The organism is Paenibacillus kyungheensis, assembly GCF_028606985.1.
Taxonomy (GTDB): Bacteria; Bacillota; Bacilli; order Paenibacillales; family Paenibacillaceae; genus Saccharibacillus; species Saccharibacillus kyungheensis.
Genome location: NZ_CP117416.1, coordinates 3757850 through 3776891, shown reverse-complemented (window position 1 = coordinate 3776891; position 19042 = coordinate 3757850). Strand labels below are relative to the sequence as shown.

Genomic DNA, 19042 nt, shown 5'->3' with positions numbered 1-19042 from the left:
TTTATATTTTAAATATACTAACTTACATAAAGTAAATAAAATGAGTTTTAGAGACTATTCGATCAAAACTATTTTATTTCACTGAATGTCATGTTATTTATACGGATTATTGATTATGATGAATAGGCAAGTTGATAACAAAGCAGATTACGATTCTAAATTTGATGGAGGTTACACTTATGAAAATTCTAGTTACTGGAGCTACAGGTCAATTGGGTTCACTTGTTGTTGAGCAATTATTACAATCGGTTCCTGCTAGTGATATCGTGGCAAGTGTACGTGATCCGAAAAAAGCAGAGCATTTGAGCGCCAAAGGTGTAGAAGTTAGAGAAGGTGATTTTGCCCGTCCTGAGACGTTAGCTTCCGCTTTTGCAGGTGTTGATAAATTGCTTATGATCTCTACATCTCCGGGAAATCGTGTTGCTGAACATCAAGCTGCTATCGATGCCGCCAAAGCCGCAGGCGTTAGCTTTATCGCTTATACCAGTGCACCGAATGCACAGGAAAGTACATTCTTTTTAACCGAAGATCATCGTCAAACCGAAGATGCTTTGGTCGCCTCAGGAATCACATATGCTATTCTACGTAACAACTGGTATTTGGAAAATGAAATGGGTACGATTCAAGCTGCATTACAAGGTGCTCCCTGGTTAACATCTGCTGGAAATGGTAAAGTAGGCTGGGCGATTCGTCGTGATTATGCAGAAGCAGCAGCGAATGTGTTAACTCATGAAGGTCATAATAATAAAGTCTATGAATTATCAGGTCCATTATTGACACAAGAAGAACTAGCAGCCATTTTGGCTGAAGTGAGCGGAAAAGATATTCCTGTTCAACAAGTAGATGATGCTACGTATGAACAAGTCATGAAAGAAGCAGGCGTACCTGCTGATGCGCTTCCTTTTGTAGTGGGTATCCAAACAGCGATCCGCGAAGGTTCACTGGCTGTAGAAAGTCAAGATTTCGCAAAAGTATTAGGTCATCCGAATACACCACTTCAAGAAGGATTCCGCGAGATTTTAAATCAAGCATAATATAATCACCATATAGATACACCTATAAGTCTGCTTGTACAGTGAACGATGCTGTAGAGGTAGGCTTATTTTTTTATAGCATATGATACAATACACAAAAAAGTAAATTGAGCTTCAATTCAAATATTCATAACAGCAAGCTTATACGAATGATCGTGAGGGAAGTTAGAATGTCAGTTGAAAATCAGTGGATTGTACAATGGAAATCGACTCAATCGTTAACACATCAATGGATGTCTGTAGGAGCATTCCATTCTTTTATATATCCAGCATTGATTCTTATTATAGATGGACAAGCGATCTGGAAAATAAACGGTGAACGTATTCAAGTATCATTTGGGCAATTGATTGCAGTAGAAGCATATTCTTTGATTGAAGTATTAGAAGGTGGTCAACTTGATCTATCCGGTTGGTGCATTGAATTTAATACATATGTGCTGACCGAAAATACGTCAACATGGAGCCCTTATCTATGGTCTGTTCCAGCAGAAGGAACCTATCAGAAAGTGCAATTAACAGGTGGGGTTGTTGCGAATATCAGTCAACATTTGAGCAAAGAAAGTTCAGATTCACAATATGAATTATCAGTAAAATATCCATCTATTATCTATGAATTGCTCAACTATATATATCAAGCTCAACATCATATAACTGATGATCAGCAAACGCTAACGCAAGGCATTATCCGTTCTGCTGAATATATGCATACTCATTATGATCAAGTGATCACCCGTAAACAGTTAGCAGAGATTGCCGGAGTGAGCCCCTGGTATTACTCGCGTAAATTTAGTGAACGATATGGAAAGCCACCGCTTGATTATCTGGCTTCTTTCCGTATGTATCGTGCGCAAGAACAATTGATCTTTACCCAGACTAATTCGCAAGACATTGCCAAACAGTCTGGTTTTGAAGATACGCATTATTTTAGCCGACGATTCAAGCAGGTTGTCGGTGTATCGCCAAGTCTGTATGCAGGAAGTCTATCGTCTCGTAAAATAGTATGCCTTTCTGCAACCTGCGCTGATATCATGATCAATCTCGGTATTATCCCTTATGCAGTGATAGTGACACCGCTTCTATTAGCACCTCATCAATTACAACAATTTGAAGCACATGGTGTAAAGATCGTAGAGATGGCACAGTATGAACAAGATATTGGGCAGATTCAGCAACTAAATCCAGAATTGCTGATCGGTAATGTCTGGTCTGAAGAAGTGAGACAACAGTTACGTGCGATAGCCCCTTTTATTACGAACTTGAGTATTGATGTGCTAACGTTACTGCAACAATTGTCGTCTATATTTCACAAGCAAGCAGAAGCAGAGCAGATTCAAATTCATTTAGAACAAGAGATCGAGATCGCCAGACAAAAGCTTCAACCTATCATTGATGCGCAAGCAACGATTATGGTTTTGCGAATAGAGCCTTACGGTTATCGTTATTTAGGTGTAGATGCTGTTGGTGTAGCTAAGTTACTATATAGCCAATTGGAATTGAGTGCACCCGAAGTATTACAAGAAGGCAAGTCATGGTTCAATCCTTGTACATTAGAGCTGTTATTGTCAGCCAATCCTGATTATCTGTTTATAGAAAAAAGAATGATAGAGCAGTTCAGTACCGATGAGAGTATGCAAAAATTGCTAGAAAGTGATGTATGGCAACAGTTAAAGGCTGTTCAACAACATCAAGTGTTCGATATGGATACACGTCTATGGGTAGAAGGACGAGGGATTACAGGATATAAGATGTTGTTAAATGAAATTGTGACTAATCTGACAGGTGAGTTGTAAAAGAGTGCACAATAATTCAAATCAATACGCACGATTCCCCATGTAAGGAAGAGTTGTTGTCTGATACTATATGATAATAATAATCATTATCATATAAGGAGAGATACAGATATGTCGCGTCGGTTGTTAAGTTGGGGAATACTAGTCATGATATGCAGCTTGTTGTTATCCGCTTGTGCTAGCGGTTCGAATACAGAAGCTAATACAGCAGCAGCTACTGAGCAAGATACAGGTACCAAAGTAGTCAAAGATTATTTCGGGGAAGTTACGATTCCACAGCATCCCCAAAATGTACTGGTGCTTAGTTCGATCTATGCAGAGTATTTGATTGAAATGGGTGTTCCGCCACAGATGGTTATTTTTGTACCTGAGGTAGAGCCGGATTATCGTGCACCTTATTTTGAGAAGAATGGCGTGCAAATGATTCAAGCAGAGCAATATCAATACAACTATGAGCAATTATTATCATTATCCCCTGATCTAATTGTAGGCATTGGTGTTGGTATGGAGCCGGGTACGTACGAAGAATTATCCAAAATTGCACCAACTGTAGCGATTAATGCAGATAGTGAAATGAAAACAGCCATGCCTGATCTGGCAGCTATTTTCGATAAAACAGAAGTGTCTCAACAGGTATTAGCCACATTCGATGCCAAAGCCAAACAAGCTAGAGAACAAATTCAACAAGCAATTGGTGATAAAACCGTATTGATCTTGCGTGTTGAATCCGAACGTTATCGTGTAATGGGACCCAAAGCTGCGAATAGTAGTGCATTCTTTTATCAAACGCTAGGTCTACATAGCCCTGAAGCGATCAAAGACTCGACCGATTGGTTTTCTCCAATATCACTCGAAGCTTTACCTGATATGAATCCTGATTATATTTTTGTCGAAGATCGGATTTTGAAAGATCACGATAATACCGAATCGATGAAAAGGTTAAAAGAAAACAAAGTATGGGCAAGTCTAACTGCTGTCAAAAACGATCATGTTTTCCCGTTGAAAACAAGTGATTTTGTCCATGGAGTAGGCCCTGTTGGTTCAGTATTGTTAATGAATAATGTTGTCGAAAAGTTGGTGAAATAAGATGAATACTCAACCGCTCGATATTTACGATATTACGATTATTGGTGGCGGCCCAGCGGGAATGTATGCTGCTTTTTACAGTGGCATGCGGGCGATGCGTACGAAGATTATTGAAGCTAAGCATGAACTTGGTGGATTTATGCGTACGTATCCGGAAAAGTTGGTCTGGGATGTAGGCGGAATTGAACCTACCCGTTGTGAGCAGATTATACAATCTTTGGAGAAACAAGCTCAAACATTTGAACCTACAATTGTCTTTGGTCAAGAAATTGCTCATCTGGAACGTCTTGAAGATGGTGTGTTAATGCTTACTTCCAGAACTGGCGACCGTCATTATACACGCACCATTGTATTATGTATCGGTAGAGGAATGACTCAGATCCAGAAGCTAGATATTCAAGGCGCGAATCAGTATGAGCTTACTAATCTACACTATACAGTAACCGATCTTTCTCGCTTTGCCGGTAAACGGGTATTGATTTCTGGTGGTGGAGACTCGGCAGTAGATTGGGCAAATGAATTGGCTGGATTAGCAAAGGAGGTGACTGTGGTTCATCGACGGGATGAATTTGGAGGGCATGAACACCCTGTTGCTCAGATGAAATCTTTTGCCAATGTACACACCCCTTATCGCATTGCTCATCTACATGGTGCACAAGATAAGATCGAATATGTTGAAATTGCACATATGCATACGGACGAACTACAACACATTGAAGTAGATGAAGTTATCGTCAATCATGGATACGATCGTAATTTCGGTAATCTGATGGAATGGGGCCTAGAACGGGAAGATTACGGAGTATCTGTAGACGCACGTATGCGTACAAATATTCAAGGCGTATTTGGAGCAGGAGATTGTATCACATATGGAAGCAAAGTCAGACTGATCGCTGGAGCATTTAATGATGCTGTACTTGCGGTCAATGCAGCCAAATTGTATCTAGAACCGGATGCTTCTCATATGGCAGGCGTGTCTTCTCATAATGCGCGTTTTTATGAGAAAAATAAAAGTATTCATTCATAAGTTAGCGTAGCAAGTATAGCATGATGATTGATTAAGAAATGAGTATACCCAATAACGATACATCCAAAATATCATACAAGTAATGATTGAAATAAGCATAAATTATTATAATTAAATAAGAACTACTGCAAGTAAAACAAAATAAAAAGAGTCCCTTTGTATAAACTACAGAGGGACTCTTTTTTTGAGTACTACACAGAACAAAATATGATTGGATTTAATAGTATAAGCTTCACTTGGAATAATTATTGTGTAATTGTACTACGTTTAGGACTGTAAAAATTTTATGATTTCAAAAAGCCTTTAGTCATATCGTACATTTGCTTGGTGTATTTATCGATATCATCGCGTGACATTCGTAGGCGATCTACCGAAGAACCGTAACCAATTTCTTGTTTACCTGCGGCTAATCCTTCAAACATACCATCTGCAAAAGCATCTAATGGCTCGCCTTGAGTATGTTGTCCGGCTCCACCTAAATCTGTATTTACAGCAGGAGGTGCAATTTCGATCACTTCAATTGATGTATCTTCTAGCTGGTATCGAAGACTCATCGTAAATGAATGGAGTGCTGCTTTGGTTGCTGAATAGATAGGAGCAATCACAAACGGTGTAAAAGCTAATCCCGAAGTAACATTAACAATAGCAGCATTTTGTTGAGTCGCAAAATAAGAAGCAAACAACATTGAAAGGTGAATAGGTGCTTCAACATTAATCGTGATTTCTTTGCTAAAATCGCTCCAATGGTTCTTAGCATCTGCTGTTAATACATTTAAGCGTTGCTGAATACCTGCATTATTAACAAGCACATTTACTTCCGGATAGTGAGTGGTGACCCAATCCAATAGTTGAATCCGTTCGGCTTCATTTTCCACATCGCATACACGTGTAATTAATGCTGGATATTGTTGCTCTGCTTGTTGCAGAACCTCTTCACGTCGTCCACAGACAATCACTTTATTACCAGCTTTCAAAAAACGCTCTGCAAAAGCAAGTCCAATTCCTGCACTTCCACCGGTGATCAATATCGTATTCCCTGTAAGCTGCATAATGATTCTCCTTTGGTTCATTGATTTGGTTAAGATTAAAGATCAAATAAATAGATAGAAAAGTGTCTTATCTCTTATTTGTACAAAAAAGAGCATGTTGAACTGGTAAAAGGGCTGATATACTAAATAAAGAAATACATAACAAGGAGAATATATGCATAACATCAATCATTTACAGCTACAAAGTACACAGCGATACGATGAGTTCGATCCTCAACAAGAGGGAAATAAAAATGTGACTTTTATTGATTTTGTAATTGATGGCCAATCTCTTTATACTATGCTAAAACAATATGATAGGATTCCCGCGTTAGGATGGGGAGGTGAAGAGTATCAAAAGCAAATCTTAGATTATTTGTTATTAGAACAGATGCATCCTGATCTATATTATAGATATCCACTATTAGTCTGTCCCTGGTGTGGGGATGAAGAATGCGGATTTATCTCCGTTTTGATAGAAAAAGAAGCAGATTTAATGGTATGGAGAGATTTTAAGCTAGAGCCAGATAATAAAACTATACTTATCGGTCCTTTTTATTTTGAGTGGGAACAATATAACAAGTTAATAAGTAAGAGTAGATAGAAACATAATGAAAGCGAAAATAGATCAAATAGTTTATTTATTCGTTAAAGTAAAGTATAAATAGCTAATTATTTTTAATCAGTTTATATATCTATTTGCTAGATTATTATGCTTTGAAGGAGCAAAAATATGTCAAACTCTATATCGTTACCACCAGCGTTGAATGATAGTGTCGAATCTATAGGTATGTCTAACGGGTTAACATCTGTTTTTGTTGAAGTTTTATCGATTAGTGGTTCTTTATTAGCGCAAACCAATCGTGAAAAAGAACTGACAATCTGGATAGCGCAAAGAGATCAATCTGTTGTTGGTATGGGAACAGTGAGTTTTGATATTGATGAAATGCCATGGATGATTGAACATTTTGCGATAGAAAAAAGCTTTATATTGAAAGTGATTTTAAAAGCAATAGATGGACTAGGTTGGGAAAAATTAAGCTATCAACCTCAACCAGAATTTATTATAAGTTGCTTACAGCAGTTTTATTCAATGATTGAAGTATTTAATGAAGAACATGTTGATATCAAAAATTATTTAGAGTGGGCAGAGATTGAAGAAGGGGATGATCGACCAACGATTCCAATAGGATATCCAAAGTGTGAAAAGCACGATATTTATATAACATGTCATGGATGTGTACTATGCAATAGTGAAAGCTGACGAATAGGAGAATCATGATGAAATTTATGATCATATTTGGTCCACAAGCAGTAGGGAAGATGACAGTTGGTCAGAGTGTTGCAGCTAAAACGAATTTCAAATTATTTCACAATCATATGTCGATTGATCTGGTGTCTACCTTTTTCGATTATGGCACATCTGCGGGCAAGCGATTGGTACATTTGATTAGGCAAGAGATATTTGAAGAAGTATCCAAAAGTAGTTTAGAAGGACTGATTTTTACATATGTATGGGCATTCGATCTACAAAGTGATTGGGACTATATCGAACAAGTTACAAGTCTTTTTCGCTCTAGAGGAGCAGATATCTATTTCGTAGAGCTTGAAGCCGATCTCGAAGAACGCAAACTAAGAAACAAAACCGAGCATAGACTATTACACAAACCTACAAAGCGGAATATACAATGGTCAGAAAATGAACTTATTGAAACGAGTCAAACGTATCGACTCAACTCATTACCTGGTGAGATACAACAGCAACATTATGTACGAATCAATAACAGTAATCTATCCGCAGATACGGTGGCACAACTGATTATAGAAACATTTGAATTGTAACAAAGTCATATAAGCGCTATGGATATCATTAATTTTCCAATATAAAATCAATATCTGGAAAAAGGAGGAGATATCATGGATCGGGTGATAGTGATTGGTTGTTCAGGTTCGGGAAAGTCGACTCTTTCACAAAAGTTACATAAAATATTACAATTACCTATTATTCATCTAGACCGTTATTACTGGCAAGCAACAGAGCAGGGAGCATGGGATCAGAAAGTCACAGAATTTGCGCTTACAGATCGGTGGATTATAGATGGAAATTACTCTAGAACATTAGATATACGGATCGAGCGAGCCGATGTTATTGTCTTTTTGGATATGCCTAGATGGTTATGTATGTATCGAATTGTGAAGCGAAGAATACAGTATCATGGCAGAACAAGGCCTGATCTTAATGAAGATTGCCCCGAAAAGCTTGATATCGGTTTTTTGAAATGGGTATGGAATTATAGGAAAAGAAATCGAGTTAAAACATTAGAAAAATTGGAGCAAGTGAAACAACACAAAAAAGTTGTGATTATACGCAATAAGAAGCAATTAGAAGAGTTGGTAGATCAATTATCAAGTCATTAAAAACGAAGGTAGATTGAAAACAAGGCTAGACGATAACTTGTCAATAAATTCAAATTACTGCTATACTTTTCATATACTATTGAATTGGGGGTCATACCGTGGCAATGTTGGTAGCAGTGCTAGATTGCTCGTTCACTACAAAGGCCTTACGCAAAGCCTAAACGGGGCGCATATCTTTGTGTAGGGCGCGATAAATGTAATGATATCGCCCGGTTTTTAACGTATGTGGGTATACGTAGGCTTTGCACCTTATGAATGATTTAATAAATATAAGGGGCTGAAAGCAATGCAAACACCATTTATTCACAATGATCAATTAAATTTTATTAAAAAACAGGCAGACTTTCTGTTGAAAACGATGCGTAGCGTTGGCGATCGCAAAGTGTTAGAAACGGTTAGAGAAACTGCTGTTATGAACGTTATACAAGCTTTTGAACATTTAACTCCAGAACAAAAAAGTCTGTTAGAACAGTTGTCTACTTATGAAGCAACTCATGATCTGGAAAATTATCTGGATGAACTGGATGCTTATGTGATTCCATTTCCAGAAGTATCATTAAAGCAGATTCAGAAGCTATTTCCCAAAGCCAAAAAGCTCAAAACACCTAATCTAGAAATGATCGATTATACACATACTACGTATTTAAGATGGACAGATATTGCTACAAATCGTCTGTATATCGTGTATCCGTATCAAGATCAGATGGTGGGGATTGAAGGACAGATGACTTCGATGAACAAAAAAGGATTTTGTATGTTTTGTAATCGACATCGTGAGCTAGGATTTTTTAATGTAAAAATCAAAGCAAGTGGATCACCAGATAATATTGCTTCTGTGGGTCAGTATATTTGCATAGATCATGAAGAATGTAATCATAATATTGCTGATACTACAGCATTGGAGAAGTTTATTGCTTCAGTGGGGAAATAATACAAAAGGGTCGCTCTATGAGCGATCTTTTTTTGTGATGTGAATCTCAATCAGAAATAAATAACCTTTATTTCTTTATTTTTTATATCCATTTATTTCTAAATATGATATATTTCAAATGGAATAAATTAACTAAATAGGTTAATTATATTCAAATAAAATAAGGAGGATGATCAGCAATATAGAAGCAAATAGATGCACAGTAAGTCAATAATAATAACGAGAGGAAGATATGATGAAAATTTCTAATCATTTCTTAAAAAATCTTTTAGTTATTCCTTTAACATTAAGTCTCGCATCTGTAGGTGCTTTGGCAGGTCAATCGTCTACTGCTTTTGCAGAAACGCCTTCTAGTAGTACGCAAGCAGCACCGATTATTATACCAGAACCGCCACAACCAGGAGATCCTGTACCTGATCTGGATTATTATATTATTTATACATTCGTGGCTAGCTCTACACCACGTATTTTGGATAATATCAATGCGGAAGGAATAACAGATGTACAATTCACTATTTTTCCTTTCGAAGGTCAAAACAAAGAAGTCGTTATTTTTAGTCTAGAAGCTCAGACAGACAAAGGATGGGAACCTGTATTTGTAACACCATTCCAACCTTATTCCAAAATCCAGAAAAAACATTTGAAATTACCTAAAAATGACTATAAAAACTTCCGTATTATTGTGAATAGCACAAATAACCATTTTTCAGTTATGGGATATAAGCAGTGGACGAGCTGATTAGAAGGTCAATCAGGAAGTATCGGCTTGCTATCATCAATAGAGAATCAAAGATAGCGATATAGTTATACGATGTATATGTTGCATACAAAAGAATTGATCTTCAATGATCAGTTCTTTTTTGTACTTATCTTGTAGAATGAATATCAAGCCCTTTATGATTGTATTACAGTTTATTATGATTTTATTGCATCCAAACAATTTAGAAAATGAAAGAAAGGATAGGTTATGACGATTATAAGTATTGAAGGCGCAAGTGCCGTAGGGAAAACGGCAACTTCGATTGCACTTGCTAGGGAAAACCAAGCGTTTCACATTCCCGAAGTTGCGGCTTGGTGGGAAAAGCCAGAACGAGCATATCCTGAATGGTTTTTTGAGCGACAATTGGATCGATGGAATATTGCGCTGGAGAAAGAATTACATACACAAGTTATTATTGATATCGATCTATTTCAACCATTCTGGTATAACTGGTCTTTTGATTTTACTTTATTTGATGGGCAAAGTTTGGCATTTGTCGAACGTTTCTATCGTCCTTTGATAGAGCAACAGAAGTTAGGGTTTCCAGATACCTATTTTGTTCTTTATACCGATGAAGCTAATCTCAGACAACGCAAAGCAGGTGATTCTACTCGGTTAAGAAGAGGGTTTGAATTGAATTTGCAATTTATTGAACCGCACAAACGATATTTTAAAGCATTAAATGACTTTTGTCCGGGGTTGGTACATTTTATCGAATCGGTTGATATTGAGAGTAATATAGGAAAGATTAGAAATGAATTGCCACATTGTACCGATAAACATAGATATTCTATAGAGCTTTTTGACTTTATGATCAACTTGCTAAGTACACATCAGGCAAATGAAGGAGAACAATATGAAAAAGATATGTACAGATTTTAATAACCCTAATCCTAATAGAATAAGAATCCCTGCTTTTGATATGAACTATTTTGAACTTATCGATGGAGAAAAAATCATTTTATATGCTGAGGATATTCAGGTAGAAGCGAAAATTATGTATGATCAAGAGCAATCTTCGTGGTGCGGTGAATTAACTAGTGAGTATATGGATGTTTCAAAAGATATTGAAGAAGCCAGAGACGATGGATTTGAAAATGGGAAAGCATTTGGAATATGGACTGAAAGAGATAATTTGATAAGAAAAATGATAGAATTAAAATTAGATCCTCAAATAATCGAAAAAATAACCGGAGTATCTCAAGGAAAATTCTAAACTTTGATTATATACAACATTATTCTCCTATAAGAGATTGGACAGAAAGCAAAGTTCTGTATCTTTTATAGGAGATAACCTGTACATGAAGAAGGCTAAACATCAGGTCAATACAATTATAATATCCATTTTATGTGTGCAGAGAATTTTATAAATAAAATACTTATATTGTTGTCTGTACAAGTCTGATATCAGGTAGTTGTTGGTCAGTACGGGCTACATGACCGATACGGGAAGCAAGTTTGCGAATAGGACCCATACTAGCGATTCGTACAAGGGTCTGCATTGTGCCGACTCCAAGTTTGGTTTTAGGATAAAATAGATCGGGAGCTCCAGGCGGCAAATGCTGTGCTTTATCTACAATAGGGCGCATCCATTGTTCATACTTGTTTAGACAAATAGCTATTCCGTCTGCTTCATTGGATTCAGGTTGTGATAGGAATGCCGCAAGAACATATCCGCCGATCAATGCGAGCGATGATCCGCCACCACCGATAGGAGTCACACACCAAGCCGCATCACCGGTAACACATACTCTGCCTTCTGACCATGTGGACATCATAATTTGCGTAAGGTAATCAAAGTAAACATCTTTTGATGTAGCAAATCCATCAATCACACGCTGATCTTCCCAGCCAGCTCCTGCAAAAATAGTACGCAATTCTGTACGAGCCTGTTCTGAAGGAATAGATGCAAGATTACGATCGCGATCTTTAAATGCGAGCATCGCACGTATCGTTCCTTGATTATCAGGACGAAGTGAAATTTGGCGACTACCTGTAGCTGTATACCAACGCCACCATCGATCATCTCCAGTTTGTCGCTCAATCGTACCATATGCGATATTCAGACCCAGTTCACGTCTGGATACACGATCTCCAAACACTTTATCCCGTGTTCTAGAGCGTACACCTTCTGCGATGATAAGCAAATCGTATATTTCGGTTTTGCCAGAATGCAGGTCAATCTCAACATGTTCTTTGCGATTTACAATATTTTCGATCCAGTCACCATAACGAACCTGAACTTGTTCTGGTAACGTATCTAAAATAATACGTGCCAAGTCTCCACGCAGAATTTCCAGTTCAGCCGTCAGTCCATCTGAATCCTCTACCGGAAATGCACCGACGATTTGCCCTTTTTCATTTACAAATGCAGTTCCTTCTTCTGTTGTCGTCTGGTTGCGAACTTGATCTTCCAAGCCCATCATTTGAAGAACTTCACGCGCAATGCCACGCACATCGACATTTTGTCCACCATCACGAAAAGCACTTGCACGTTCGATAACCGTAACTTCCCAACCTGCTTTGCTCAACCAGAATGCCGTACTAAGCCCGGCAATACTTGCACCTGAAATCAGCGCTTTTTGAACCGTCATGATGTTGCTCCTCTCGACGTGTAGATACGCCATTATGAATACGTTAGCATAATTAAAGTCAATCATAAAAAACCACAACTCACCCTTAGTGAAAAGTGGAGAGATGCAGTTAGATGTTCCTTACCCGCTGTGATTAGAAATTGAAACTGTGGAGCAGATATTTCGGTTGTTTTGTTATCAAATGATTAGCAATATTCTTGAATTTATTGAAGTATACCGTTCTCTTATCAATTAAACAAATGGTTTTATAATGTAATAAAGTATCGATAGACATCAAAAATACTGAATTAAAGATAGGAGTAAATCCATTTATGGATCAACAGATTGTAACTTGCTGTAGTGTAGGTGTATATGAGCATGCGCTTAAAAGAGGCAATCAATATATCGTAAACAACGAGCGTGACGATAAGTATAGAATATCTGGTAACCATGGCAGATTAATTTGGATATCTAAAGCCCATTTTATTGATGGAAATATCACATTACCGTATTTGAAAGAATGGAAGTCAGAAGATGATCCAATAGACTATGATTTGTTGGAGGTTGATCTTATTTTTTCAGATGGAAGTAAGCGATGGTGTCTAATCACAACTCCTTCTAAACTGATACATTATTTTGAAGAGCAAGCGCATCTTTCAGGTTTTAATATTAGTCATTTACTTATATTGAAAGAAATAAATCATGAAGTTATTGAACAAACATTACGATATTTAGAAGCTCAAGATCGATTAACAGAAGCCAGTGTAGCTTTAAAATAATAGTATACATAAGGAGATACGTTTAGAAATGTAAGTCAAGTATGAATCTTAATTTTGCGGTTTTGGGATACAAACAGTGGAGTAACTAAATAGCTCTTAGCTTGGTATCTATACTTAACTGAATCTATAACAATAATAATACAAAAGTAAATATATAAAGGATTGGTCGCGGTATAGGATCAATCCTTTTTTGCTATTTCACGAGACTTTTTGTGGTTTTAATGACTTGTTCAATACTAGGCTCCTAAGAAATGGATACAAAAGAAAGCGAAAATCTGTCTTTTATACAGAGTATTGAACAATTTTTTTCCAAAGGAGCTAACAATGTTAAAAAGACGTAGACTTATTCTCACCACAACACTGCTGTATACGCTCTTCATTCTTTATTTTATGTTTTTTGCTTTTGGTAGAGGCGATTCTGAAGTTGACAGTTACACGTTTATCTTTGTACCCGATAATTTTTTTAAATTGCCTAATCCGTTAGAATTTTTACACCCAACGATAATGGATATTGTGAGTCTAGGAAATACGGCGGCTTTTATTCCTTTTGGCATCTTAATTCCACTGTTGTATCCTATAAAATTTGTTCGATTCATTATCTTGTTTATGTTGTCTATCCTTGTGCTTGAAACTATACAGGCTTTTACCTTACGTGGAAGCTTCGATATAGGCGATGTGTTGAAAAATTCATCCGGCGCAGTGATCGGTTTCGTGGCTTATAGCGTTAGCATTCGTATGAAAGGTACTTGGCGAAGTGTTATCACTATGGGCATTTGTATTATTTTACTATTGGTCGTATCATGGGGAATCGGTGCCGGAATCGATAAAGCTGTTGCCAAAAATCCGGGATCGTTTGTTGCTTTAAACGAGTGGGAAAACAGCAGTGGAGTCACATCGAAAAAAATTGCATTGCTTCCTTTCAAAATAGAGGGTCAAAAAATCACTCCTCAATTTAATGTATATGATGCAAACAATAAGAAATCCGAAACGTATACTTATAAGTTTGGTGGCAAAGATTTTTATTTTTACTTAAATTATGGAATTCCAGACCAAAAAGATTTGAAAGGAAGTGTAAGTGTTTCTGTGGACGGGCGACAAATCTTTTTATCCAATTTCGAAAAAGATGATCCATTGCGTACGCCACAAGTATTTGATTGGTATTTCGAACAAGCGAACGAAATTACCATTACGATAGAAGGAAATGAAAAGGTGTGGGATGTGGGATATCGAGAGATGAAGCATTTCTGGGAATAAATACGATAGAACAGCAAAGAAGCGAATTCAGGTCTTAATAACGACTTGGATTCGCTTCTTTGTTAACTATCTTAGAATGCTACTTTTCCTCACCAGTAGCCACCAGATTCTCCTCATAACTAATCCAGTCGCTCCAACTCCCGCTATACAACTTCACATTCTTGTACCCAGCTTCGTTCAGCGCCAACACATTCGGACAAGCCGACACCCCAGAACCACAATACACAATAATCGGCTGCTCTTTATCCAATCCTGCAAAATGTTTTTCCAACTGCTCCACATCATCATATTGATCTTCTTCACCATGTTGAATATCTAACCAGAAATAATTGACTGCTCCAGGAATATGACCAGCTTTGGAATCAATCGGTTCTTCCAGTCCCAAGTAACGTTTGTGTTCACGAGAATCAATCAGTACAGGCAAAGAAGCGTTATCCTGCGTCTGAGCAGAAGAAGTAGACTCTGCCGAAATATAAGCTTGAGACACCTGACGAACTTCTTCAATATCTGCTAACAGTTCAGGCTGTACATTTGGAACGAAAGTGGTTGGAATCACAACAGGCTGATCGCTAGTGACAGGGAAGTTCGCATTTTTCCAAGTGGTAAATCCTTCGTTTAATACATACACTTGCTCATGTCCTACATAATGAAGCATCCACCACAATCTAGCAGCATTAAGACCTTTGTTATCATCATACACCACGACACGACTATTTGAATGAATTCCAGCTTTGCCAAGAGTGAGTGCCAGTTGATCTACATTAGGTAACGGATGGCGACCACCATGTGCTGTAACAGGAGCCGACAAATCTGTTTCCAAATCGAGATAGACTGAACCCGGAATATGTTCTGCCTGATAAGCGATAGCCCCAGCAGGTTTGTCATTGAGCCAGAACCGACAATCTACAATCACCATATCCGGTTCATATAAGCGAGCAAGTAGCCATTTCATTGATACTATATTTTGCATAATATGTAGCTCCTTCTATACTGTAATGTCTTTTTGTATAGTGTACATGATATTTCAACAGGTATCTATTTGGAATAAGTAAAGACGTTTAACAAACTTCATATAAATAGCAGATATAGCGTTAACAAAAGTACCGTAAGATGTGGAAAGTACATAGATACGCAATGTTGAGGAGGATTTACATTATTATGAAATTATCCAAGTTCAAAATGCTAGGACTATCCCTGACGTTATCTGTATTCGCAGGTACGGTTGGTGGACATTATTCGCATGCGGCAGAAGCCAAAGATGCTTTGACTCCTGTTAAGCCAGCATGGGGTTATTTTGTAGAAAATTATAAAAACAATACGAAAGACCATCTGTCTGTGTCATCGAATCCTGTGATTGGTGTTTTATCTGGATTTGAAAAGTTATGGACACCGGGTACGACATGGGATTCTGGTACAGCAGTGAATCATAAAATTTTAGACCAGAATATTCAAATGGTTATAGATATCGCCAAAAAGCGTACAGCCAGTCAAGCGCAAGCGGCTTATCTGGATGATCGCCGCAACCAGAGTTACAGTGTCATGGACGGTCTGGGTTCACTGACAGATGTGTATCGCAAAGATGCAGGAGCCACGACAACGATTACAGACGTTCCGGCAGATGCAACCACGCAAAAGTATGATGATGAAGGGAACAATGCAGGTGATCCTAACTCCAGTCTGGGAAGTGTTGTCAGTCTGGTGAACAAGTTACGTGGAGATTATTCATCGAGCAATCCAGCAAAAGGCTTTTACAATTACAAACGTCCTTTCCGTTGGGATTCGCCAGCACTGGTTATTCCAACATTAGTTCCACAGATTAAGTCTGATCCTACGTCTGATGGTGGATTCCCAAGTGGACATACGAATGCGGCATATTTAAGTGCTTTTGCAATGGCTTATGCTGTTCCAGAACGCTATCAGGAGCTATTGACGCGTGCTTCTGAACTTGGAAATAACCGAATAGTTGCAGGCATGCATTCTCCTTTTGATGTGATGGGTGGACGTGTGATGGCGACCGCTCTATCTGCGGCGATTTTGAATGATCCAGCGAACAAAGAGTTGAAAAAGCAAGCATACCAACAAGCTCAAAAAGTATTAATAACACAAACAGGAACAGCGCCAGACCGCTTCAGCGATTACCAAGCAAATAAAAAAATGTATACCGAACGCTTAACATACCATTTCCCGCAAGTATCTGCTAAAGACCAACCTGTAACCGTACCTAAAGGGGCAGAAGTATTGTTAGAGACCCGCCAGCCGTACTTGAACGACCAACAGCGTCGTGCTGTGTTGGCAACAACAGGAATTCCTTCCGGTTATCCTGTATTGGATGATGCCGAAGGGTGGGGACGTTTGAATTTATTTGCCGCAGCCGATGGATATGGTGCATTTATGAGTAATGTTACAGTGACGATGGATGCTTACAAAGGTGGATTCAATCAGGAAGATCACTGGCGTAATGCTATCGCCGGCAAAGGCGGTCTGATTAAAAAGGGAACAGGAACGCTTTATCTAGAAGGTAAAAACACATTTAGCGGAAATACAACGGTGATGCAAGGTACACTCGAAGGAACCACAGCGACAGCCTTTGGACGTGGAAATGTAACGAACCAGGGCGGTACACTTGCTGAGCAGACTACTGGCATGTGGACGATTGATGGTGATTTCAAACAAAATGCTAAAGGTACACTGGAACTGAATATCGGAAGCAAAGCAGATCTTTTGAAAATCAAAGGAAAAGCTAGTTATAACGGTAAGCTACAATTGAACTTTACCAATAACTTTGTGCCAGCAAATGGTATGAAAATTGTAATCAGCAAGAAATCTGTGCAACATGGACAATTCTCTTCGATCACGACAACAGGATTACCTAAAGGTTATAGTGTCAAAGCGATCTATACTAATACTAGTGTGAAATTAAAAGTGAGCAAAAAATAATTAAATATTGCGTAGTGATTGATATCGCTAAAGCCATCTTATAGATGGCTTTTTGTTTGTGCTTTTTTATCTTATATAGCAAGCGATCTTTATATAGTGTATTTAAAATCCTGCGTTAATTCGTTGTCTAATAGTTCAATGTCTTCTCCTTGTTGCTGGCGGATATAAATATTTTCTGTGCCCCATGCACACATCATTTCTATAATAGTATTGGCAGTTCTGCCGTATTCGGTTAAAGAGTATTCGACTTTGGGAGGCATTTGCTGATAGACATATCGACTGACTAGCCCATCTTGTTCAAGCTCACGTAATTGCTGAATGAGTACTTTTTGCGAAATGCCTTGAATATTGCGTTGTAATTCACTGGTACGCATCTTATCAGATAACATTAACAAACAGATGATCAAAGCTTTCCATTTCCCACCGATTATTTCAAGTGTCGCTTCTATACCTAAATGATATTGCTTCATTCTATATCCCTCCGTTTAAGCTATTTTGCTGTTCAGATTGAGCTGGGATCAACGTTGATCACAAGCTTGATTCTTTATTGTTACATCAGATCGAAGGTAAAGTCTATACACACTTTAAAGTAAGTACATGACTTTATTGTGTGTATTTTCTTTTCCGTCAAGCTATATCATAATGGCAATATTCTCCCATAACGAAAGGAAATCAGATCTGATGAAAACTTTGATTATATTAGCACATCCTAATCTTGCAACGTCCAAAGTCAATAAACGCTGGCACCAGGAGTTGCTTCAGTACCCGGATCAAGTCACTATTCATGAGTTATATCAAGCGTATCCTGATTGGAATATCAATGTAGCTCAAGAACAACAATTACTAGAAGCCTATGACCATATTATTTTACAATTTCCATTTTACTGGTATAGCTATCCACCGTTACTCAAAAAGTGGTTAGATGATGTATTTTTATATGGATGGGCGTATGGATCGTCTGGTAATAAGCTGAACGGTAAAAAGATAGGCTTAGCGATAGCGATTGGAAACAAGCAAGAAAATTATCGTCCAGAAGGTTCGGTCATGTTTACAGTAGAACAATTACTGAGTCCATTTCAAGCCAGTATGCAACATATAGGAGCTATAGCGTTGCCACACTTCGCTATGTTTGGCGCATCTTTTCAAGCAACAGAACAACAAATTAATCAAAGTGCAAAAGACTATATCAACTACATTATAGAACATCAGAGTGAAGTTGCTCGCAAATAATATAGTGGATAAAAGATAGCTTTATGCCAGTAGAGATGGTTTATCGTAAGAAATAAAATAGATATACATTAGACCGAAAATAAGCTTAATGAAAAGCTAGTTCACTATACGATATATTTCCTTTTATAATTCCTGTTAGTAATTCTTGTAGTACTCTTTTTCTCTATTGCTTGTACTTATCTATCTCTCTCTTTT

The 19042-nt window shown here is 37.8% G+C and carries 20 protein-coding genes; 16 read left to right on the top strand and 4 right to left on the bottom strand.

The features are described 5' to 3' along the window. The first annotated feature begins 179 nt into the window (after positions 1–179). The 4 genes from PQ456_RS16120 to PQ456_RS16105 all read left to right on the top strand — a co-directional run bounded on the left by PQ456_RS16120 (position 180) and on the right by PQ456_RS16105 (position 4937). Complete coding sequence (locus tag PQ456_RS16120; RefSeq protein WP_273613203.1) at positions 180–1034, top strand: SDR family oxidoreductase; 855 nt, start codon at positions 180–182, stop codon at positions 1032–1034. A gap of 170 nt (positions 1035–1204) precedes the next feature. Next, positions 1205–2824: a helix-turn-helix domain-containing protein gene (locus PQ456_RS16115; RefSeq protein WP_273613202.1), complete on the top strand. Its 1620-nt coding sequence runs from the start codon at positions 1205–1207 to the stop codon at positions 2822–2824. A gap of 111 nt (positions 2825–2935) precedes the next feature. Beyond that, entirely contained in the window at positions 2936–3910 is a 975-nt protein-coding gene (locus PQ456_RS16110) for an ABC transporter substrate-binding protein (protein WP_273613201.1), read from the top strand. Position 3911: 1 nt separating this feature from the next. After that, the gene (locus PQ456_RS16105) at positions 3912–4937 is read left to right on the top strand and encodes an NAD(P)/FAD-dependent oxidoreductase (RefSeq protein WP_273613200.1); all 1026 of its coding nucleotides are present in this window, start codon (positions 3912–3914) and stop codon (positions 4935–4937) included. Positions 4938–5221: 284 nt separating this feature from the next. Here the strand turns inward: PQ456_RS16105 and PQ456_RS16100 are convergent, their stop codons facing one another. Continuing rightward, entirely contained in the window at positions 5222–5986 is a 765-nt protein-coding gene (locus PQ456_RS16100; RefSeq protein ID WP_273613199.1) for an SDR family oxidoreductase, read from the bottom strand. A 154-nt stretch (positions 5987–6140) separates the two neighbouring features. Between PQ456_RS16100 and PQ456_RS16095 the strand changes: the two genes are divergently transcribed. The 8 genes from PQ456_RS16095 to PQ456_RS16060 all read left to right on the top strand — a co-directional run bounded on the left by PQ456_RS16095 (position 6141) and on the right by PQ456_RS16060 (position 11290). Then, complete coding sequence (locus PQ456_RS16095) at positions 6141–6569, top strand: oxidoreductase (RefSeq protein ID WP_273613198.1); 429 nt, start codon at positions 6141–6143, stop codon at positions 6567–6569. Positions 6570–6698: 129 nt separating this feature from the next. Continuing rightward, positions 6699–7229 (top strand): hypothetical protein, encoded by a 531-nt coding sequence (locus PQ456_RS16090; RefSeq protein ID WP_273613197.1) that lies wholly within the window; start codon positions 6699–6701, stop codon positions 7227–7229. A 17-nt stretch (positions 7230–7246) separates the two neighbouring features. After that, positions 7247–7807, top strand: a complete 561-nt coding sequence (locus PQ456_RS16085; protein WP_273613196.1) for an AAA family ATPase — start codon at positions 7247–7249, stop codon at positions 7805–7807. Positions 7808–7882: 75 nt separating this feature from the next. Further along, entirely contained in the window at positions 7883–8383 is a 501-nt protein-coding gene (locus PQ456_RS16080) for a P-loop NTPase family protein (RefSeq protein ID WP_273613195.1), read from the top strand. 286 nt (positions 8384–8669) lie between these two features. Further along, positions 8670–9314, top strand: coding sequence for a FusB/FusC family EF-G-binding protein (locus PQ456_RS16075; RefSeq protein WP_273613194.1), 645 nt, complete (start codon positions 8670–8672; stop codon positions 9312–9314). 235 nt (positions 9315–9549) lie between these two features. Further along, positions 9550–10053, top strand: coding sequence for a hypothetical protein (locus PQ456_RS16070; RefSeq protein WP_273613193.1), 504 nt, complete (start codon positions 9550–9552; stop codon positions 10051–10053). A 228-nt stretch (positions 10054–10281) separates the two neighbouring features. Next, positions 10282–10956 carry a hypothetical protein gene (locus tag PQ456_RS16065; RefSeq protein WP_273613192.1) on the top strand — a complete coding sequence of 225 codons (675 nt, stop codon included), beginning with the start codon at positions 10282–10284 and terminating at the stop codon, positions 10954–10956. Further along, positions 10931–11290 (top strand): hypothetical protein, encoded by a 360-nt coding sequence (locus PQ456_RS16060; protein ID WP_273613191.1) that lies wholly within the window; start codon positions 10931–10933, stop codon positions 11288–11290. Before PQ456_RS16065 ends, PQ456_RS16060 begins: the two co-directional genes overlap by 26 nt. A gap of 163 nt (positions 11291–11453) precedes the next feature. Here the strand turns inward: PQ456_RS16060 and PQ456_RS16055 are convergent, their stop codons facing one another. Next, positions 11454–12668 (bottom strand): FAD-dependent monooxygenase, encoded by a 1215-nt coding sequence (locus PQ456_RS16055; protein WP_273613190.1) that lies wholly within the window; start codon positions 12666–12668, stop codon positions 11454–11456. Positions 12669–12979: 311 nt separating this feature from the next. Here PQ456_RS16055 and PQ456_RS16050 point away from each other — a divergent pair, with 311 nt between their 5' ends. Both PQ456_RS16050 and PQ456_RS16045 read left to right on the top strand, forming a co-directional pair. Further along, entirely contained in the window at positions 12980–13426 is a 447-nt protein-coding gene (locus PQ456_RS16050; protein WP_273613189.1) for a hypothetical protein, read from the top strand. 324 nt (positions 13427–13750) lie between these two features. Continuing rightward, a complete protein-coding gene (locus PQ456_RS16045; protein WP_273613188.1) occupies positions 13751–14680 on the top strand; it encodes a VanZ family protein in 930 nt (309 codons plus the stop codon). A gap of 79 nt (positions 14681–14759) precedes the next feature. On the opposite strand, the gene PQ456_RS16040 is transcribed toward PQ456_RS16045, so the two are convergent. Further along, positions 14760–15650, bottom strand: a complete 891-nt coding sequence (locus PQ456_RS16040) for a sulfurtransferase (RefSeq protein ID WP_273613187.1) — start codon at positions 15648–15650, stop codon at positions 14760–14762. A gap of 188 nt (positions 15651–15838) precedes the next feature. Between PQ456_RS16040 and PQ456_RS16035 the strand changes: the two genes are divergently transcribed. Beyond that, on the top strand, positions 15839–17617 hold the full coding sequence (locus PQ456_RS16035) for an acid phosphatase (protein WP_273613186.1): 1779 nt from the start codon (positions 15839–15841) through the stop codon (positions 17615–17617). An 89-nt stretch (positions 17618–17706) separates the two neighbouring features. Here the strand turns inward: PQ456_RS16035 and PQ456_RS16030 are convergent, their stop codons facing one another. Then, positions 17707–18087, bottom strand: a complete 381-nt coding sequence (locus PQ456_RS16030) for a winged helix-turn-helix transcriptional regulator (RefSeq protein WP_273613185.1) — start codon at positions 18085–18087, stop codon at positions 17707–17709. A gap of 211 nt (positions 18088–18298) precedes the next feature. On the opposite strand from PQ456_RS16030, the gene PQ456_RS16025 reads away from it, so the two are divergent. Next, positions 18299–18847 carry an NAD(P)H-dependent oxidoreductase gene (locus PQ456_RS16025; RefSeq protein WP_273613184.1) on the top strand — a complete coding sequence of 183 codons (549 nt, stop codon included), beginning with the start codon at positions 18299–18301 and terminating at the stop codon, positions 18845–18847. Positions 18848–19042: the final 195 nt, after the last annotated feature.

Coding starts and splice junctions, on each gene's coding strand:
- PQ456_RS16120 (WP_273613203.1), top strand. CDS start 180: ATGAAAATTCTAGTTACTGGAGCTACAGGTCAATTGGGTTCACTTGTT.
- PQ456_RS16115 (WP_273613202.1), top strand. CDS start 1,205: ATGTCAGTTGAAAATCAGTGGATTGTACAATGGAAATCGACTCAATCG.
- PQ456_RS16110 (WP_273613201.1), top strand. CDS start 2,936: ATGTCGCGTCGGTTGTTAAGTTGGGGAATACTAGTCATGATATGCAGC.
- PQ456_RS16105 (WP_273613200.1), top strand. CDS start 3,912: ATGAATACTCAACCGCTCGATATTTACGATATTACGATTATTGGTGGC.
- PQ456_RS16100 (WP_273613199.1), bottom strand. CDS start 5,986: ATGCAGCTTACAGGGAATACGATATTGATCACCGGTGGAAGTGCAGGA.
- PQ456_RS16095 (WP_273613198.1), top strand. CDS start 6,141: ATGCATAACATCAATCATTTACAGCTACAAAGTACACAGCGATACGAT.
- PQ456_RS16090 (WP_273613197.1), top strand. CDS start 6,699: ATGTCAAACTCTATATCGTTACCACCAGCGTTGAATGATAGTGTCGAA.
- PQ456_RS16085 (WP_273613196.1), top strand. CDS start 7,247: ATGAAATTTATGATCATATTTGGTCCACAAGCAGTAGGGAAGATGACA.
- PQ456_RS16080 (WP_273613195.1), top strand. CDS start 7,883: ATGGATCGGGTGATAGTGATTGGTTGTTCAGGTTCGGGAAAGTCGACT.
- PQ456_RS16075 (WP_273613194.1), top strand. CDS start 8,670: ATGCAAACACCATTTATTCACAATGATCAATTAAATTTTATTAAAAAA.
- PQ456_RS16070 (WP_273613193.1), top strand. CDS start 9,550: ATGAAAATTTCTAATCATTTCTTAAAAAATCTTTTAGTTATTCCTTTA.
- PQ456_RS16065 (WP_273613192.1), top strand. CDS start 10,282: ATGACGATTATAAGTATTGAAGGCGCAAGTGCCGTAGGGAAAACGGCA.
- PQ456_RS16060 (WP_273613191.1), top strand. CDS start 10,931: ATGAAAAAGATATGTACAGATTTTAATAACCCTAATCCTAATAGAATA.
- PQ456_RS16055 (WP_273613190.1), bottom strand. CDS start 12,668: ATGACGGTTCAAAAAGCGCTGATTTCAGGTGCAAGTATTGCCGGGCTT.
- PQ456_RS16050 (WP_273613189.1), top strand. CDS start 12,980: ATGGATCAACAGATTGTAACTTGCTGTAGTGTAGGTGTATATGAGCAT.
- PQ456_RS16045 (WP_273613188.1), top strand. CDS start 13,751: ATGTTAAAAAGACGTAGACTTATTCTCACCACAACACTGCTGTATACG.
- PQ456_RS16040 (WP_273613187.1), bottom strand. CDS start 15,650: ATGCAAAATATAGTATCAATGAAATGGCTACTTGCTCGCTTATATGAA.
- PQ456_RS16035 (WP_273613186.1), top strand. CDS start 15,839: ATGAAATTATCCAAGTTCAAAATGCTAGGACTATCCCTGACGTTATCT.
- PQ456_RS16030 (WP_273613185.1), bottom strand. CDS start 18,087: ATGAAGCAATATCATTTAGGTATAGAAGCGACACTTGAAATAATCGGT.
- PQ456_RS16025 (WP_273613184.1), top strand. CDS start 18,299: ATGAAAACTTTGATTATATTAGCACATCCTAATCTTGCAACGTCCAAA.